Below are 16,808 nucleotides of genomic sequence, written 5' to 3'. Positions count from 1 at the left end.
AATCTGTAGGTCGGATTAGCGCAGCGTAATCCGACATGTCTTTTCGAGAGCCCGCTCCCGTCGGGTTACAGCCTATCGGCCTAATCCGACCTACAGGGCTACAGCATCTGAGTCCTCAGGCGTTGCCCTTTTCCTTCATGCCGATGTCATGTGTCCTGGCGAAGTCCAACATGCGCTGGATCGGTTTCACCGCCCGCTCCTGTATTGCGGGGTCGATGTGAATCTCATTGGCGCCGCTCTCCAGCACCTCGGCAAGATTTTGTAGCGCGTTCATGCCCATCCAGGGGCAGTGGGCACAACTGATGCAGGTTGCGCCTTCGCCGGCGGTGGGCGCTTCTATAAGTACCTTGTCCGGGGCCATCTGCTGCATTTTATAGAAGATGCCGCCATCGGTGGCGACGATGAACTCCTTGTTCTTCATCTCCGAGACTGCCTTGATCAGGGCGGTGGTGGAGCCAATAACATCAGCCTGGTCGACGATATTTTGCGGTGATTCAGGATGCACCAGCACTGCAGCATCCGGGTGCAGTCGCTTGATCCGCTCCAAGGCCACAGATTTGAACTCTTCATGCACCACGCAGGAGCCGGGCCAGAACAGCATCTCCGCACCGCTGACGCCTTGTACATAGTTGCCCAGATGTCTGTCCGGTGCCCAGAGTATCTTCTCGCCCTTCTCTGCCAGATACCTGACGATCGGCAGAGCGATGCCGGAGGTGACTACCCAGTCGGAGCGGGCCTTTACCTCCGCGCTGGTATTGGCGTAGACCACCACCGTATGGTCGGGGTGTTGGTCGCAGAAATCGCTGAACCTGTCTGCCGGGCAGCCTTCATCCAATGAGCAGGTTGCGCCGAGGTCGGGCATGATAACCCGTTTTTCCGGGCTGAGTATCTTCGCGGTCTCACCCATGAAACGCACGCCGCAGACGACCAGGGTTTGTGCGTCATGAGCGGCGCCGAAGCGGGCCATCTCCAGTGAATCAGCTACGCAACCGCCACTCTCCTCCGCCAGCGCCTGCAGGTCCGCATTCGTGTAATAGTGGGCGACCAGCACGGCATCCTGTTGTTCCAGCAGCTTTTTAATGCGTGTCTTGAGTGCCGTTGTTTCACTGTCCGAAAGGGATGGCCACTCTGGGTGGGGTGGAACGTTTATGGTGGGTAAGTTGAGAGGGGATCGTTGTGAACTCATGACCTGATTTTGATGCGATGTTATTTGAATGCTTTTTTCGGTTCTGGTGGCTGGACGCAGGATGATGCGTGCGAGGGGCAGTTGCCGGTTCCTGAAAATCACGGTGCCATCAGGATATTTCACTAATGGCCCAATGATACAACGAAAAGGTAGCTCTTTCGATACAGCAGGCACGTTTATGCTTGTGGGGCAGTTTCCCGTGATTTACTGCCGGGATTTTAAAGTAGTATTGTGGACTTATGCTGGCCTGTGGCCTAATTCTACTTTGTCAGATTAGATCTATAAGTAACTCACTGAATAATATAAAATATATGCTGTGAATTTCTTGGCAATCATCGTAAGGAAGAGCATCAAATGACAAGCACCAAGGTCATTTGAATTACCTGATACGCGCATAAGTAGAATCGATCGCATAGCGGAGCGATTCCAACGTTTCCAGTACCGCTTTGAATCCCATTTTCGAAGCAAGACGAGGTCGGTGTTTCAACCGGTCACACACTATCTCAAAGGCCTGATGCAAGCGCAGAGAAAGAACATGGAACGCATGGAAGAGGTGGTTGCAGGCGCAGATGATCAGCGTCTCCAGCATATGCTCACCGAGTCCCCGTGGGATCATCGTGCGGTGTTAGACCAAGTGGCGCTGGAAGCCGATCAATGGCTGGGTGGAACCGCGGATACCTGTCTGTTGCTCGATGAGAGTGGCCTTGCCAAGAAGGGTAAACATTCAGTGGGGGTTAAACGCCAATGGAATGGCCGCCAGGGCAAGGTGGATAACTGCCAGGTTGGTGTATTCGCAGCACTGGGTAAAGGGCACTTGTCCACGCTGATAGATGAACGTCTCTATCTACCCAAAGAGTGGGTATCGAACCCGGCTCGCTGTCGCAAGGCGGGTATCCCGGAAGTTGAACGGAAACATCAAAGCAAGTCAGAGTTGGCGCTGGAGATGGTGCGTCATCAGAGGACGCTTGGCCTGCGTTTTGCCTGGGTGGGTGCAGATGGGGGATACGGGAAGGATCCGGCTTTTCTGAGGGGTTTGGAGGCGATGGGTGAAACCTTTGTGGTGGACATCCACAAAGACCAACAGGTCTACCTGGAAGATCCACAGCCGTTCATACCGGAGAGCACGACAACGCGCGGTCGTCGTCGAAGTCGTCTGCAAGCCCAGGCAGCCCGTCTGCGCGTTGACCAGTGGCTCAATGAGCAACGGGACAGCGAGTGGCAGCAAGTGGTATTACGGGATAGCAGCAAGGGCAAACTGCGCGTCGAGATCCTGCATCATCGGGTTTGGCTTTGGGATGGAAAAGAAGCCCAGGCACATCAATGGCACCTGATTGTACGACGAGAGGTCAATTCACCGGAGACGATTAAATACACCTTGTCGAATGCACCGGAAGAAACGCCATCCCATTGTCTTGCAAAGATGCAGGCGCAGCGGTTCTGGGTTGAGCGTTCGTTCCAGGATGGTAAGAGTGAATCAGGTCTTGCTGATTATCAGGCCCGTAAATGGAAATCCTGGCATCACCATATGGCCTTGGTCATGATGGCGATGTTATTCATGCTCGAAGAGCGAATTGTGCAAAAAGATGATCACCCCTTACTCAGTTGTTCAGACATCGAATCGCTATTGCGTGCCTTCCTGCCACGGCGAGATATTGAACGCGATGAAATACTACGGCAAATGACGAAACGGCATCGTAAACGACAAGCGGCTATCGACTCCCAATATCGAAAACAGACGCTGGAACAGTCGGTTGCCGGGTGATGGAATCTGACAAAGTAGAACTAAAGAAAATGACTTTTGTGCCGATTAGATGGGTATCGGAAACCATCGTGGATTTGAAAAAATGGCTATAGCACAAGCCGCAAAACAAAAAATCATACAGATCAAACACCTGCCGCCTCTGTCGGGTACGGCAAGCAGCTTGCTCGGCATTGTGTCCGATCCTGATGTTGATATCGACGAACTTTCCCGGATTATTGGTCAGGATCCGGGGCTGGCAGCGCGGATCCTTGGGTTGGCGAATGCTGCCTATTTCGCCCAGCCGCAGCCGGTCAATACCGTCAAGGAGGCGATCATCCGTGTGCTGGGACTGAATATGGTGAAAAGTCTCGCGCTGAGCATTGCCATGTGCGGTGCTTTTGATACCTCCATGTGTCCAGGTTTCGAGCTGGAGAAGTACTGGTATTCCGCCCTGGGAGGCGCAGCGCTTGCCCGGCGACTGGCGATGAAGATGGCTCCGGAAGAACGCCCTGACGCGGATGGCGTCTACTTGGGTGGTCTGTTAGTCGATTTAGGGGTTCTGGTACTGGTAAACAGCTTTCCGAAGGAGTATTCCCTGGTACTGCAGCGACAGCATCTCGAACCGGAAGGGGAGATGGTACAGCTCGAGCAGCAGCTGATCGGACTCACCAGTAGTGAGGCGGGCAGCTGGCTGGCAGATCGCTGGCATCTCCCTGAATCGGTTGTGCGTATAATTAATTATCAAATCTATCCCGATGATGTCCGGTCGGTGGGAAAACGGAGTGAGATACTACTCGTTGGTGCTTCTATGCGCTGGATCAAAGGTTCGTTGAGTGGTGACAATATTTCGTTGAAAGATGATTTGGTGTTACATCAGGTTTTGGGAATCCCGGCGGAGGTGCTAGAGTCATTGGAAGTCGAATTTTCAGAAAAAGAGGATGAAATTCGGACACTCGCGAGAATGTTGGCGGGATAGAGGTATCGTATGGATTTGTCCTTCAATCATACATCAATGGATTTACGCGAAAGATTTTTCAGCCTGCTGGATTCTCTCTCCGCGCTCAGGGCTCTCACTCAGCTTGAACTTGATGGCCTGACGGAAGAACAGGTTATCGAGAAAGCGCTGGGAGAGTTGGTCAGATATCAGAATCTCGAGAACTGTTCCATATTCCGGCTTGAAGGCAGTGAGCTGCGCTGTGTGGTGGGTACCAGCATCAATGAATCCCACGGCATGGTCGCGGGTCTTGAAACCGACTCAAAGACCCGGCGGAATTTCATGCGGTTTGCTCCTGGCGAAGGGATTATGGGCATTGCTTTGCAGACAGGGCAGTTACAATATTGTCGTGACTGCGCACAAAATGCCAGCTTCAAACCCAACCCCTCGCCTGGTGGAGACCTGCCCGGTTCATTGATCTGTGTGCCGATAAAGATGGCCAACGATGTGCTGGGTGTTCTGAATGCCTCACATCCCCTGCCCGAATATTTTGAACCTTGGCAGCAGCACACCCTTAGCCTGTTTTGTAGTTCCTTGGGGCAGATGCTGCACAATCACCGAATGCTGCACGACCTTGAATACCTGGTGGATCAGCGTACCCATGAACTGCGCACTGCGTTGCAGGAGGCAGAGGGACTCAAGCAGAAATATGAGCAGCTCTCGTCGGTAGATGAGTTGACCGGGCTGCCGAATCGGCGCTACTTCTTCGACCAGGCGGAGGCGCTGGTCTCGCGGGCGAAACGTTATGAGCTGCCTTGCAGTCTGATGCTGATGGATGTGGATTTCTTCAAGCGGGTCAATGATAACTGGGGGCACACCACTGGCGATCGGGTGCTCTGCATGATTGCGGATGTTCTCAAGGATGAGATCAGAAGCGGAGATATCGTGGCCAGATTGGGCGGCGAAGAGTTTGTGGTTCTTCTGCCCAATACGGGTGTGGAGGGTACTGAACTGATCGCGCAAAGGATTCAGGAGCGGCTGCTCAGGATCGAACTGAAAGAAGAGGCGGCAACGAATCTAGAGATTACCGCCTGCATCGGTATCACTCGTCTGACCCCCGAAGGCCATGAAGAGAGGTCAGAGAGTGAGCTGGTGGATCAGCTCTACACAGAAGCCGATCGCGCCATGTACCAGTGCAAACGGGAAGGCCGCAACCGGCGCAAGGTGTTTGACGGGAGCGAACACGGTTAAGCGCAACCCTTTCACCGCAGGAGCGGCGCCCCGCCGTGATCATGCCATCAATTTCGCGGCGGGGCGCCGCTCCTGCGCTCTTCTCAAGTGTTCTCGATCGTGGCTGCAGCCTGTTTGACGGCAGGTTCATCGGCGAAGGAGGGAGATGCCTCGTCCATGGTGATTTGTGCTGAGCCGGAAGGGTTGGTGAACTGATCGTTGAGGGTCTGTACGTAGAGATCTGTCTCCTGCAACACATTTTTTAACTGCCGGCGGGTCTTGCGGCCCCAGCCGGCAGGGTTGCGCCTGAAAATGCTGCGCCAGGGCTTGATGCTGCGCAGAAAGCTGCCAATTGGGTTACCCTTCAAGTCGGCCTTTTCAGCCCGTTTTCTCAGTGAGCCCAGCAGCGTCTTGGCTGCCAGTGATCTGATGCCGAAATGGACCAGGGTCAGCACTATCAACAGTCCGATTATCATCAACCAGGGCTGGATGCTGCCGGGAGTGGTATCGAGCCAGGGTGGAGCGAAGCTGAGACCCTTCCAGTACCCGGCATTGATGGTAAATCCCAGGAGGAACAGTAGTAGGCCGCCCATGACAATCCCGTCGCCCCAGAGAACCCGTCTACGCCAGGTTTCGAGGGTGCGGATAACCATTGGGATGGTTCGCTCCTCGATATCCCGCGCGGTTTTTTCCAGGGCGCCAACGATGCGATAGGCGCGTTCGATCTCGACCTCTTCCATGCGACCATGAATCTCCTTGAGGTCTTCATCCCGTTTTGATTCATAACGTTGACGCAGGGCTTCGTCTTCGATGGGCACTGCGGCATCGGGATTGTAAATGGCGTAGAAACGTCCAGCGGTGAGTCCGCGTTCACCCAACGCACGCTGCCATGCGGCAATGACATCTTCCGGGTTGTTCTCCCTGGCTGTGGTATCGATCTGGTTAAGAATATAGAGAAATTTTCCCGAGTCGGGGCGTTTGATGGTGTGTTCTATCAGATGGCTGAGCGTGTCCTGCATTGCACCGGGTTCCGGGTGCCTGGCGTCAAAGAAGACCAGTACCAGGTCGGAGAGATCGATAATGTGGTCGGTGATGCGCAGTGTGGAGGTGCGTTGTGCGTCGGCATCGAATCCAGGGGAGTCGATGAGTATCTTGCCTTTCAGTTTTTGGCTGGGACAGGTCTTCAGCTGCAGATAGGCGTCGATGCGGGCGCCTTCGCCTTCCGCCACCTTTTCGATCTCGTTGGACATCTGATAGAAAGGAAAGCGGGGATCGGAATCCAGTGCCACGCCGGGCAGGGCGTGCGCCGTCTCTTCCCGGCTGTAACAGAGCACGGTGAACTTGTCGTCCACGGCCTGGTTGCCGGAGCGTTGCATCTTGTGCTCGATATAGTGGTTGATGAAGGTCGATTTGCCCGCCGAGAAGGTGCCGAGGATCGAGATAAGGGGCCACCAGGGGATCTGAGTTGCAAAGGAGTTGTCCCCCTCCAGCAACCCAAGCCTGAAGGCGATGCCGTCGAGCATGCGGAAGCTCTGCACGGTTTTCAGCAGAACCGGGTTTTCCTGCTCGAGGTGGGATTCAAGATGTGCTAAACGCGACTCTATAATCTGTCCGGCGGGGTGCATCTTCAGTTTGACTCCTAATTGCAAGCGGGCGCTTTTTAATTCTTTATGCGGTAAATACTAGCGCGTGAAACAGGGTGGCAACAGGCCTATTTTGAGTTTAATTTTCCCGAAAATCGAACATCCTCTGGTTGTTGTTTCTAGGTCGTTGATAACTAAATATTTAGGAAGTTGGGCAATTACTAAAACTCCTATATGACAGGCGTTTTTGAGGGCTGTTTATTTGCATTGGTAATCTGCTTCGTGGATACTGATAGGTTCCGAGACACTCCCTCCAGACAGGGCTTGTCCCGAAAAAAAATCAACTGAATGCAAGCCTGAGGAGGCAACATGGCCGATCTGTTTTCCGATGAGTGGATGAAGAGTTTCATGGAACACTGGAACGCCGAACCTGAGTTGTCAGATGCTCTGGCCCAGATAGGCTTCAACAGTGTGATCGGATATGGATTCGATGGCGAAACAGCACCCAAGGGTATGCTCGTGGTGGAAAACGGCAAGGCGACAGCTGCCGGCGCCTTCGATGGCCAGGAGATGAATTGGGATATCCGTGCCTCTGATGAGCAGTGGCGCAAATGGATGTCCAAACCCCCCGGTATGATGGGCCTCGGCATGGCATTTACCTCGCGCAAGATGAAGTTCGTGGTTGGAGACTACACCGCCATGATCAAGGATCCGCGCATGGCGAAGCCGTTCATCAAGAGTTTCTCAGTGATGGGGCGTGCCTGATTATTGGATGGTTTTTCATCCCTCTGCTAACTCATGGCATCGAGGATGGCAGTTGCATCAGGCTATTTTCCACAATTTCACTTCAAGCATTGGATAGTACGGAACTATGGGTGACAGACTAAAGGCGTTGATTTTGGGCGTCGGGATCGCATCTGCGATGGCGGTATCTGCCAGTGCAGTGGCGCAGGTGCCAGTGAGTGGCGGTGATTACTTTGTTGTGCAGCAGTCGCAGGGCGTGCCGCATGTCTCTCTTGGCGGCACCGTGGTGCCGTACAAAGAGGTGACCCTATCGGCGCAGTTGCCGGGCCGGGTCAAGTTTCTCGCGGGCATCGAAGGTGATGCCTTCAAGGATAGCGATCTGCTGGTGGAGCTGGATGAAAGCGAGTTACGCGCCAAGCGTCAGGCTGCAATGGCGCAGCTGGCCAATGCCGATGTCCAGCTGCGAAATGCCGGTGTGCAGTACAATCGCGAACTCTGGTCGCCCAAAACCAAATCCTCGATGGGCGGCATGGGTGTACCCAACCTGTTTGATCAAATGTTCACCAGTCCCATGGAAGACATGATGGGTGAACGCGACCGCGATGTTGAGCGCGGCGCCGATATCTACTCGTCCCAGACCCGTGTCCAGTCGGCGCGCAATACGATCGTTCGCGTGCAGTCCGAGATCAGGGCGATTGATGCCAAGCTTCGGGATGCCAAGAGTTTGGCGCCTTTTAGCGGCGTGATCATGAAGAAGTTTGTCGAGGTGGGTGACACTGTTCAACCGGGCCAGCCCCTGCTGAAATATGCCGATGTGGAGTATCTGCAGATTGTTGTGGATGTCCCGGGCCGTCTGCGTCCCGGCCTGAGCGAAGGCATGATGCTGCGGGCGGAGTTGGATATTGGTGATCAGGAGATCCCGGTGCGTGTCGCGCAGATCTTTCCCATGGCCGATGCGCAACGTCACACCGTGACCATCAAGTTCGATCTGCCCCAAGGCGTCTCTGCGCCCGGAATGTATGCCAAGGTGATGGTGCCGGATTTCAATGCGCCGGCACGCAGCAACCCGGTTATCCCCAGTAGCGCCATTCGTTACAACGGCAGTCTCCCCGGTGTCTATGTGCTCGGTGACGAAGGCAAGCATCAATTGCGGCTGATCCGGGTTGGCGAGCAGCTTCCCGGCGGTTATACCACTGTCCTCTCCGGCCTCAAGGCCGGAGAACGGGTAGCACGTAATCCCGGTGTCGGTATCAGTGCCGGTTGGACCTCGCCGGCCAGATAGGCGGTGTCCCATCAGTCGTCTATCATAACTTTCTAAAGACATTTGAATCGAGGGGAGGCGTGCCTCCCCGGGTTTTTGCCTTGAACCCTTGCAAGATCATCGGATCCTGCAGTTGCAGATACTTTGAGACCGCACATGAGTCAGAACGACAATAATCTCGATCAGCCCCATCCAATGGATCCCAACTACGACGCGCATCTGGGTCTGGCAGGCAGAACCGCCAGATTCTTCATTGAGTCGCCTCTCTCACCCCTTTTCTTTCTGGCCATGATGTTAATGGGACTGCTCGGTCTCGTCGTCACGCCCCGCCAGGAGGATCCGCAAATCTCCGTACCGATGGTGGATATCTTCGTTCAGTATCCCGGTGCGGCTGCGGAACAGGTATCCGGTTTGGCCATAGCGCCGCTGGAACGGATCATGTCGGAGATTCCGGGTGTAAAGCACGTCTATTCCGCAGCTCAGCGGGGAGGCGGTGTCGTCACCATAGAGTTCGACGTGGGCGAGAATATGGGACCATCGTTGGTTAAGGTCAACGATAAGATCGATTCCAATATGGACCTGATTCCTCCCGGCGTGATGCCGCCGTTGGTGAAGGCCAAGGGGATCGATGATGTGCCCGCGGTCAACCTGACGCTCTGGTCAAAGGACGTGGATGGCGACGGCGCGCCGGATGTGGATGACGGGCAGCTGCGCATGTTGGCTCACGATGTGCTGCAGGCGATCAAAGAGCTGCCGAATACCGGTAACGGCTTTGTGGTGGGTGGTCGCCGCGAGCAGGTGTCAATAGAGGTCTTTCCGGAGCGGCTGGCAGGTTTTGGCATCAGTCTCGATCAGGTGGCTAACACCATCAAGACCGCCAACAGTGAACAACAGGCCGGTGGCGTAGAGGCGGGCGATACCCACTTTACCGTGGTGACCGGCTCTTTTCTCAGGTCCGTGGATGATATCAATCGCCTGGTCGTCGGCACCCACAACGACGTGCCGGTTTATGTGCACGATATCGCGCGGGTAAAGCAGGGACCGGAGGATGCGAAGCATCTGGTCGCCTACTATACGGGCGCAGCAAGCGAGATCGATATCAAGGCTGATGGCGTCCCTGCAGTCACCGTTGCGGTGGCGAAAAAAGAGGGCTCCAATGGGGTCACCGTTGCAAATTCGATCATCGAGCGGGTGAACAACATCAAGGGCTCACTGATTCCCGATAACGTGGAGGTGAGCGTTACCCGCGACTACGGCAAAAGTGCGGATGATAAGGTAAGTGACCTGATCTTTAAATTGTTCGTGGCGACGGGTTTTGTCTTCCTGCTGGTATTGGGGGCGTTCCGTGCCTTCAGGCCGGCTATTGTGGTGGTGCTGGTTATTCCCGTGGTGTTGTTGATGACCATCTTCAGTGCCTGGCTGATGGGTTACACGATCGACCGGGTGAGTCTCTTCGCACTCATCTTCTCCATCGGCATCCTGGTGGACGACGCTATTGTGGTGGTCGAGAATATCTACCGCCGCTGGCTGGAAGAGGGCAAGACAGATGTCGATACCGCAGTCGATGCGGTGCGCGAGGTGGGTAATCCAACGATCCTTGCCACTTTCACGGTTATCGCGGCGCTGCTGCCGATGGGGTTCGTCTCCGGCATGATGGGGCCCTACATGGAGCCGATTCCGGCCCTTGGCTCGTCGGCAATGCTGATCTCAGTATTCGCAGCATTTGTCTTTACCCCCTACCTGACTATGTCCCATTGGCTGCGGCCATCCATGAACTATCTGGAGAAAGCAGGTAAAAGGGAGCACAAGGAAGCGGAGAAGCTGGAAGGCATGTTCCGGCGGGTTCTTATTCCGATGATCGAGAAACCCGCCAAGGCGCGTCTCTTCAAGCTGGTGATGTGGGGAACTTTTGCTCTCGCCTGCTCCCTCTTCTATTTCGACCTGGTGGCGGTAAAGATGCTGCCGCTGGACAACAAGCCTGAATTTGCTGTTGTCCTCGACATGCCCGAAGGGACTGCTCTGCCGGTGACCGCCAATCTGGCGCATCGGATGGCGGATAAGATCCGCCAATACTCCGAAGTGACTGCGGTGCAGGTCTATGCTGGAACCTCGAAGCCCTTCGATTTCAATGGCATGGTGCGTCACTACTATCTGCGTAAAAGCCCCTGGCAGGCTGAAGTGCAGATACAGCTGCTGCATAAATCGAAGCGTGACCGCAGTAGTCATGAAATAGCCACCCAGGCCCGCGAGGACCTTAAGAAGATGGTGAAGGGTAGCGGTGCCAAGTATGCGGTGGTGGAGATGCCGCCGGGACCGCCGGTACTTCAGTCCGTGGTGGCCGAGGTTCATGGTCCGAGTTCCGAAGTCCGCCGCCAGGTGGCCAGCGATCTGACTGAGCTCTTCAAGAAAGCTGAGAGCCTGCGTGATGTGGATAACTACATGCGCGATCCCTATCAGTATTGGCGCTTTACCGTGGATACGGAAAAATCGGTCAGGCGCGGTATCTCTGTGGATACCATCAACCGCAATCTGAGTATGTCTCTGGGTGGTGCGCCGCTGGGTGATGTCAAGCAGCGGGCGGGGCATGAGCCGATCAATATCGTTATCCAGGTGCCGTTGGCGGAACGTTCTGAGATCACCCGACTGGGAGATATTCCCATTATGTCGACCACCGGAATCGCTGTGCCGCTCAGGGAGTTGGGCCGCTTCGAGCAGGTGCGCGAAGAGGACATAATCTTCCACAAGGATCTGCGTGACGTGGAGTATGTCGTCGCAGATGTTGGCGGCAAGATGGCGGCACCGGTGTATGGCATGCTTCAGGTTCAGGACTTGCTGGAACAGGAGCGCTATGTTGCGCCTGACGGCGTTGCACTGGATACGTTCTGGTTGGGCCCGCCTGGAGATGATGCCACCTCTGCGATTGAGTGGGCCGGGGAATGGACCGTCACTTTTGAGACATTCAGAGATATGGGTGCAGCCTTTATGGTGGCGCTCATCATGATCTATATTCTGGTGGTATGGGAGTTTGGCAACTTCCGTATCCCTGCGCTGATCATGGCGCCAATCCCTTTGACCCTGTTGGGCATTATTCCTGCGCACATGCTTTTCTTTCAGGCAGGCTGGGGTGGTGAGTTCACGGCAACCTCTATGATCGGCTGGATTGCGCTGGCCGGTATCATCGTGCGTAACTCTATTTTGCTGGTCGACTTTGCTATCCATGAGATCCAACACGGCAGCACGGTTGTTGAAGCGGTAATTCAGTCGTGTAAGACGAGAACCCGTCCGATCATGATAACCGCGTTTGCCCTGGTATGCGGCTCCTCGGTGATCTTCTTCGACCCGATCTTTCAGGGCATGGCGATTTCCCTGGCATCCGGTGTACTGGTCTCCACGGTATTGACCCTGATCGTCATTCCATTGGGTTGTATAAATGCCAGTAAAGATTTGATTGAAGTTGCTGCTGCCACCGCCCCGGCGGGAGTGGAGATGCCCGCGCTGGAGACTGCAGGTGCTACAGCCACGGCCCCAGCGGAGCCGGTGACGCCTGAAGCTGCTCCGGCGAAGACGCCGCTGTGGGTGGCGGTTTGGGGTAAGTTGGCTGCTGCACTGATGATGGTTTTCTATTTGATCAGGGGCATCTTTCTACTGTTGGCAGACCTGTTTAAAAAATCTTCCAAAGGGGGGGGAAGCCCACCCTCATCCCCCACTTCCGGTGGGACAGGAGGTCCAGCATCCGGTGGAGGTGGTGCGTTCTCACCCGCTCCGGCAGGGACTGTTCCGGCCCCGGTAGCAGCGGCTCCTGTGGCTGAAAGTTTCCAGGCAGCTGAACCGAAAGTGTCCGACAAGCCGATTCCTGACAGCGACTCCCCGGCTGAAGTCGCGGCAGAAAAGCCTGCCGAGAAGGTGACTGAACCGGTCGCTACCAAGCCCGCTTCACCCGTCAAAGAGAGTGTGGAAGCAGCTGAAGTCAGTATGGTTGCGGCTAATGAGCCTGATGCCGCTATCGACGTGACGAAAAGTGACCAAACGGAGGCTGTAGAGAAATTGGCTGCAGACTCATCTGAAACCACCACTAAACCGGTGGCAGCGAAAGTTGTTCCAAAAGCAACCCCGAAGCGGGCGAAAAAGCGCCCATCGACGCTGAAAAAAGTTGCGACCAAGAAAAAAGTCGCAGCCAGCGCAAAGAAAACCAGCACTACCCCGGCTAAAACGAAAGGTAACGGCAACGGTGCAGCAAAGACTGCTAAAAAGGTCGCAACATCCGTCTCACCCAAGGTCAGAACGCTTCCTCTGCGTAAGAAAACAGCACGCCGGGGGATTCGTCTGAAATAATGGGCTGGTTTTTCTGATTCGTGATTGAGTCACAAATAAGGGGACAGAATACCCGGTTTTCTGTCCCCTTGATGTTTTTGAGGGCCGGTTTAAGCCGGTGTTGCTCCTGCTAATAGCTAAGTTTCTGGACATTCTGCTGCTTGTCGGCTTTTATTGTTAGCATCTGCATGAATAATAGGTGATCACTTTGCTTCGGATAGGCTGGTTGTCTTTAAGTTGTTCGTTGGCGTGTTTTTTAAGCATGACAGAAGCCGTAAGCGATACTCGAAGTTATGGTTTTCGGCCGCTCGACGGAGCTTCTACTTCCAATTCGACAGCAACTGATGGTGCCAGCTCTTTTCATTGGCGGCCATTAACTCAGGAAGGGTATGGATTGCCTGCATATCAGACGCCGAAGGCATTGGAGCATAATGCCGAGCCAGCCCGCCTACCTCCAAACCTAGTGAATCCCTCAAGTCTTCCGCGAGGGACCTATCGCCCTGTCGAGGATATGCGCCCTATCTCACCACAGATGGGTGCATTTCGATTTCGAACCATCGAACCTGACGAGCAATTACGGCTACATGGTCTGAATCCTGTTTCACCGACAGGACAGCAAGCACAGAAGAGGGAAAACAGATACCGTTTTAGAGGGGATCCAGTAGAAACAAAGCCGAATAGGCCAGCTCCCATTGTGCGGGAGGGCGCCAATCGTATGATGAAGTATCGCCCGGATAGACGATTTTCGGATAGTGACAACCGCTGGTCACCCTCTCAGACAAGAGACTATACAAACAGCTTTAGGCCTCTGGATTCAAACAGGTCGGCTAGATAGCGTGGATTGGTCCTTTTCTTTATCTGAATATCGTTAAAATTCCACCAAAATGAGGGGCAAACGGTTTTTCAGAAGACAGTTTGCAGTTAAACTGTGCGTTGTGATTGAGACGCGGAACGTGTCTCGCTTTATTGATGAATTCCTGCATATTGAAACAGGTGGAAAATAGATGAATTCCAAAGGTTTGCGTTTTTTTTCCTTAGGCGCGCTTATTTTACTGGCGCTTCCTGGGGCATCGGCTTGGGCCTTTTATCCGTCCTCAGCAGGATATCAGACAGCGCCGACTGCATGGCAAGCTGGCCGTTATGCACCGCAGTGGGGCCAGGTCTCCAGGCAGCAGCAATATCAGCAGGGTCGCTATCGTCCCGATTGGAATCGTCAGGCAGGAATTTTCGGTGGTTCCGAGCGCGTGCGTGCTTACCCTCAGATGCCGGCAAACTATTACCAGGGGTATCGCTTTAGACCCTTGCGACAGGCAAATACCCCGCGTATGGCGTTTGGCGGTCCCGTACCTGGATATCCCTTTCCGGCAAACCAGTGGCGTCCTCAGCATCAGCCTTATCAGGGTCGGGGATTTGCTCCCCCTGTCTATGTGAATCCTCAGCCCCGTTACGCTGGACAATATGCAGTAAACCCTGTGCCTGTCCGCTATGCGCCCCAGTATCGTCCGCAGGTGGCTTACAATCAGCGCCCCGTTCCCGCCCCGGTCTATGTTGCAGGATATCGCTTTCGGCCGTTGCAGAAAGCCTATCGACCAAACAACCAACAGCTTCCACGCATGGCCTTTCAGCCATCCCGCGCTCCAATGGGATATCGGCCACAGGTCCGGCAGCATATGCCTCAGCCCAGGTTCCGGCCGATGAATGTTTCGCCGCTACAGAGGGACTATCGTGCGTTGGCGCAAAGCCCCCTGCCTGCCGCTAATTTGCAACGCAGGCCTGCTGTAAATAAACGTGCAACTGTTGTCGGGAAGAGTACTGCCTCCCGCAAAATGGATAGGTATCAGCCATACCAACGCTACGCTTTTCGACCAGTGAACCGTGCTGCCGGTCAGCCGGCCGCAAGGATGCCAGTGCTGTCCAACCGCAGGATTGAACCCCCTGTCCTGAGGAATCGCTATCCGCAGAGAGACTATACTCCTTCAATATCGGCCAGGAGGCAGGTTTTCAACAGCAACCCCTACACGTCGTCATTCCGGAAGTGGAGAGAACCGCATGCTGATAACACGGGGATCAGTAGACGAGCCAATGAGCCGCGTTATCCGGGCACCTACCAGACCGTGGATCAGGACTGGTATCAGATTGAGAGAAGCCCATATGCCGTGGACGGATTTGATTCATCACCAACAATGAGTCAGGTAGATTATATTGACCAATTTCCATTGATGGAGTGAAATCGAGCCTGTTGTGAAGGCAAATGCCTACACCACAGACTTGAAAAGGGGAGTGCATGATAACAGTAATCGGTAGTCTCAAGGGGGGATCCGGAAAGAGTACGGTGGCCTTCAATCTGGCTGTGTGGTTGGCATTGGCAGATGCAAAGGTGTTGGTTGTTGACGCAGATCCGCAAGCGACCTTAACGGATGTTGTGGATGTCCGGGTGGAAGAGGGTTATGAACCTAAAATCCAGGTCGTGGACGCATCTGGATTGAACCATAAAAAACGCTTCAAGGAATTTGATGAGGTGCTTATCGATGTTGGCACCGCAGATATCGAATCGATGAAGCGAGCTTTGAGGCTGGCGGACAGGGTTGTGATTCCGGTGCCCCCCTCTCAGGCGGATATCTGGTCGACCCAGAGGTTTATCCGTTTTGTCGATGATAACGTCGACGGCAAGAATCCTGAACTTTTTGCCTTTATCAATCGTGCCGACACCCACAGAGCGATTCGAGAGTCAGATGAGGCAGCTGCCGCACTGATCTCGCTTTCAGATATCAGCTTTGTTAAGCAGAGATTGTGTCAGCGTACGGTTTTTCGGCGCTCATTCAGTGAAGGGCTTGCTGTATTTGAGCTTGATCCACGGGGTAAAGGGACTCGAGAATTCAATGCATTGACCGTAGCGGTCTACCCGCACTACCTTGGTTAGCCATAGACAATAATTAGTGTCCGTCCGGAAAACCATATCCAACCACAAAGAATGCAAAGATCACTAAGGCCAGAGATTGATTAACAATGTTTTCTTTCGCCAACAGTTTTGTGTCTTTTGTAGAGAATTATCTTTTCTGATGGACACTTGCATAAAAGTGACGCGATTTTAGCGCGTTTATATAATCATAATGATGCGGACTCTACGGGCATCAGACGAGATTGGTGGAGAGAGAGATGGGATTTATCAGAAATATATTGGCGATGATTGGTCTGGTCGCAGTGCTTGGGATTGGCGCGCTGTATGGCAAGTATAGCGATGTCTTATCAGGTTTCGACCCAGGGGCAGGAAAGGCTTATATGGAGATGATTGAAAAGCTTTTGGAGACAAAAAATGCAGCAGAGGCCTCGATCTGGAAAATTCCGGTTGAAGAGGGGCTGACGGCAGAAGAAGTCGAAGAGACCATGAAGTTCGTTGCTAACGAACACAACATGTCGCATGTGGGTGAACTGCCGCTTTCCAAGGATATCGAAGCGAAAAAAGGGGAGAGTTACCGATTCGTCAAGATCTTTCTCTTCTGCAACTCCCTGACTGCAGCGATTATGCTTGACTATTCCGACGCCTATTCGGCCTACTTGCCTTGCCGGGTCACATTGATCGAAGATCAGGCGGGAAAGCTCTGGCTGGTTGCACTCAATATGGACCTGATGATCTATGGTGGCAAACCTTTGCCTCCTGAATTGAAGCAGGAAGCTATACAGGTGAAGGAGTATATTCTTGATATTATGAATCGGGGCGCTACCGGCGAGTTTTAACGTCAAGGTCATCAATGTTTAACTGAAGCCCGGCACTGCCGGGCTTTTTTGTTTCAGTGGGTTGATGGGGGGATTGAGTCAAG

At 54.0% G+C, this 16,808-nt stretch carries 11 protein-coding genes; 9 read left to right on the top strand and 2 right to left on the bottom strand.

The genetic code is table 11. The annotated features are described in order from the left end of the window. Window positions 1-115: 115 nt before the first annotated feature. Window positions 116-1,186, bottom strand: a complete 1,071-nt coding sequence (gene nadA, locus HPY30_05650) for a quinolinate synthase NadA (protein ID QYZ65510.1) — start codon at window positions 1,184-1,186, stop codon at window positions 116-118. Between the two features lie 514 nt (window positions 1,187-1,700). On the opposite strand from nadA, the gene HPY30_05645 reads away from it, so the two are divergent. The 3 genes from HPY30_05645 (at window position 1,701) to HPY30_05635 (ending at window position 5,112) form a co-directional block, all read left to right on the top strand. Then, window positions 1,701-2,948: an IS701 family transposase gene (locus HPY30_05645; protein ID QYZ65509.1), complete on the top strand. Its 1,248-nt coding sequence runs from the start codon at window positions 1,701-1,703 to the stop codon at window positions 2,946-2,948. A gap of 82 nt (window positions 2,949-3,030) precedes the next feature. Then, entirely contained in the window at window positions 3,031-3,903 is an 873-nt protein-coding gene (locus tag HPY30_05640) for an HDOD domain-containing protein (protein QYZ65508.1), read from the top strand. A gap of 36 nt (window positions 3,904-3,939) precedes the next feature. Next, window positions 3,940-5,112 carry a sensor domain-containing diguanylate cyclase gene (locus HPY30_05635; GenBank protein QYZ65507.1) on the top strand — a complete coding sequence of 391 codons (1,173 nt, stop codon included), beginning with the start codon at window positions 3,940-3,942 and terminating at the stop codon, window positions 5,110-5,112. A gap of 83 nt (window positions 5,113-5,195) precedes the next feature. Here the strand turns inward: HPY30_05635 and HPY30_05630 are convergent, their stop codons facing one another. After that, window positions 5,196-6,716, bottom strand: a complete 1,521-nt coding sequence (locus HPY30_05630; protein ID QYZ65506.1) for a dynamin family protein — start codon at window positions 6,714-6,716, stop codon at window positions 5,196-5,198. A 327-nt stretch (window positions 6,717-7,043) separates the two neighbouring features. Between HPY30_05630 and HPY30_05625 the strand changes: the two genes are divergently transcribed. The 6 genes from HPY30_05625 (at window position 7,044) to HPY30_05600 (ending at window position 16,725) form a co-directional block, all read left to right on the top strand. Beyond that, window positions 7,044-7,439, top strand: a complete 396-nt coding sequence (locus HPY30_05625; protein ID QYZ65505.1) for an SCP-2 sterol transfer family protein — start codon at window positions 7,044-7,046, stop codon at window positions 7,437-7,439. 157 nt (window positions 7,440-7,596) lie between these two features. Next, a complete protein-coding gene (locus tag HPY30_05620; GenBank protein QYZ67927.1) occupies window positions 7,597-8,700 on the top strand; it encodes an efflux RND transporter periplasmic adaptor subunit in 1,104 nt (367 codons plus the stop codon). Between the two features lie 135 nt (window positions 8,701-8,835). Further along, the gene (locus HPY30_05615; GenBank protein QYZ65504.1) at window positions 8,836-13,011 is read left to right on the top strand and encodes an MMPL family transporter; all 4,176 of its coding nucleotides are present in this window, start codon (window positions 8,836-8,838) and stop codon (window positions 13,009-13,011) included. 983 nt (window positions 13,012-13,994) lie between these two features. Then, window positions 13,995-15,218 (top strand): hypothetical protein, encoded by a 1,224-nt coding sequence (locus HPY30_05610; protein ID QYZ65503.1) that lies wholly within the window; start codon window positions 13,995-13,997, stop codon window positions 15,216-15,218. Window positions 15,219-15,274: 56 nt separating this feature from the next. Then, the gene (locus HPY30_05605) at window positions 15,275-15,910 is read left to right on the top strand and encodes an AAA family ATPase (protein QYZ65502.1); all 636 of its coding nucleotides are present in this window, start codon (window positions 15,275-15,277) and stop codon (window positions 15,908-15,910) included. Between the two features lie 236 nt (window positions 15,911-16,146). Then, a complete protein-coding gene (locus tag HPY30_05600; protein ID QYZ65501.1) occupies window positions 16,147-16,725 on the top strand; it encodes a DUF302 domain-containing protein in 579 nt (192 codons plus the stop codon). The last annotated feature ends 83 nt before the right edge of the window (window positions 16,726-16,808 follow it).

Source organism: Gammaproteobacteria bacterium (ex Lamellibrachia satsuma) (genome assembly GCA_019623805.1).
Taxonomy (GTDB): domain Bacteria; phylum Pseudomonadota; class Gammaproteobacteria; order Chromatiales; family Chromatiaceae; genus QGON01.
Note: the sequence above shows the minus strand (reverse complement) of the source record. Positions and strands in the feature narration are given on the sequence as shown.

Coding starts and splice junctions, on each gene's coding strand:
- HPY30_05600 (QYZ65501.1), top strand. CDS start 16,147: ATGGGATTTATCAGAAATATATTGGCGATGATTGGTCTGGTCGCAGTG.
- HPY30_05645 (QYZ65509.1), top strand. CDS start 1,701: ATGCAAGCGCAGAGAAAGAACATGGAACGCATGGAAGAGGTGGTTGCA.
- HPY30_05630 (QYZ65506.1), bottom strand. CDS start 6,716: ATGCACCCCGCCGGACAGATTATAGAGTCGCGTTTAGCACATCTTGAA.
- HPY30_05620 (QYZ67927.1), top strand. CDS start 7,597: ATGGCGGTATCTGCCAGTGCAGTGGCGCAGGTGCCAGTGAGTGGCGGT.
- HPY30_05625 (QYZ65505.1), top strand. CDS start 7,044: ATGGCCGATCTGTTTTCCGATGAGTGGATGAAGAGTTTCATGGAACAC.
- HPY30_05605 (QYZ65502.1), top strand. CDS start 15,275: ATGATAACAGTAATCGGTAGTCTCAAGGGGGGATCCGGAAAGAGTACG.
- HPY30_05615 (QYZ65504.1), top strand. CDS start 8,836: ATGAGTCAGAACGACAATAATCTCGATCAGCCCCATCCAATGGATCCC.
- HPY30_05610 (QYZ65503.1), top strand. CDS start 13,995: ATGAATTCCAAAGGTTTGCGTTTTTTTTCCTTAGGCGCGCTTATTTTA.
- nadA (QYZ65510.1), bottom strand. CDS start 1,186: ATGAGTTCACAACGATCCCCTCTCAACTTACCCACCATAAACGTTCCA.
- HPY30_05635 (QYZ65507.1), top strand. CDS start 3,940: ATGGATTTACGCGAAAGATTTTTCAGCCTGCTGGATTCTCTCTCCGCG.
- HPY30_05640 (QYZ65508.1), top strand. CDS start 3,031: ATGGCTATAGCACAAGCCGCAAAACAAAAAATCATACAGATCAAACAC.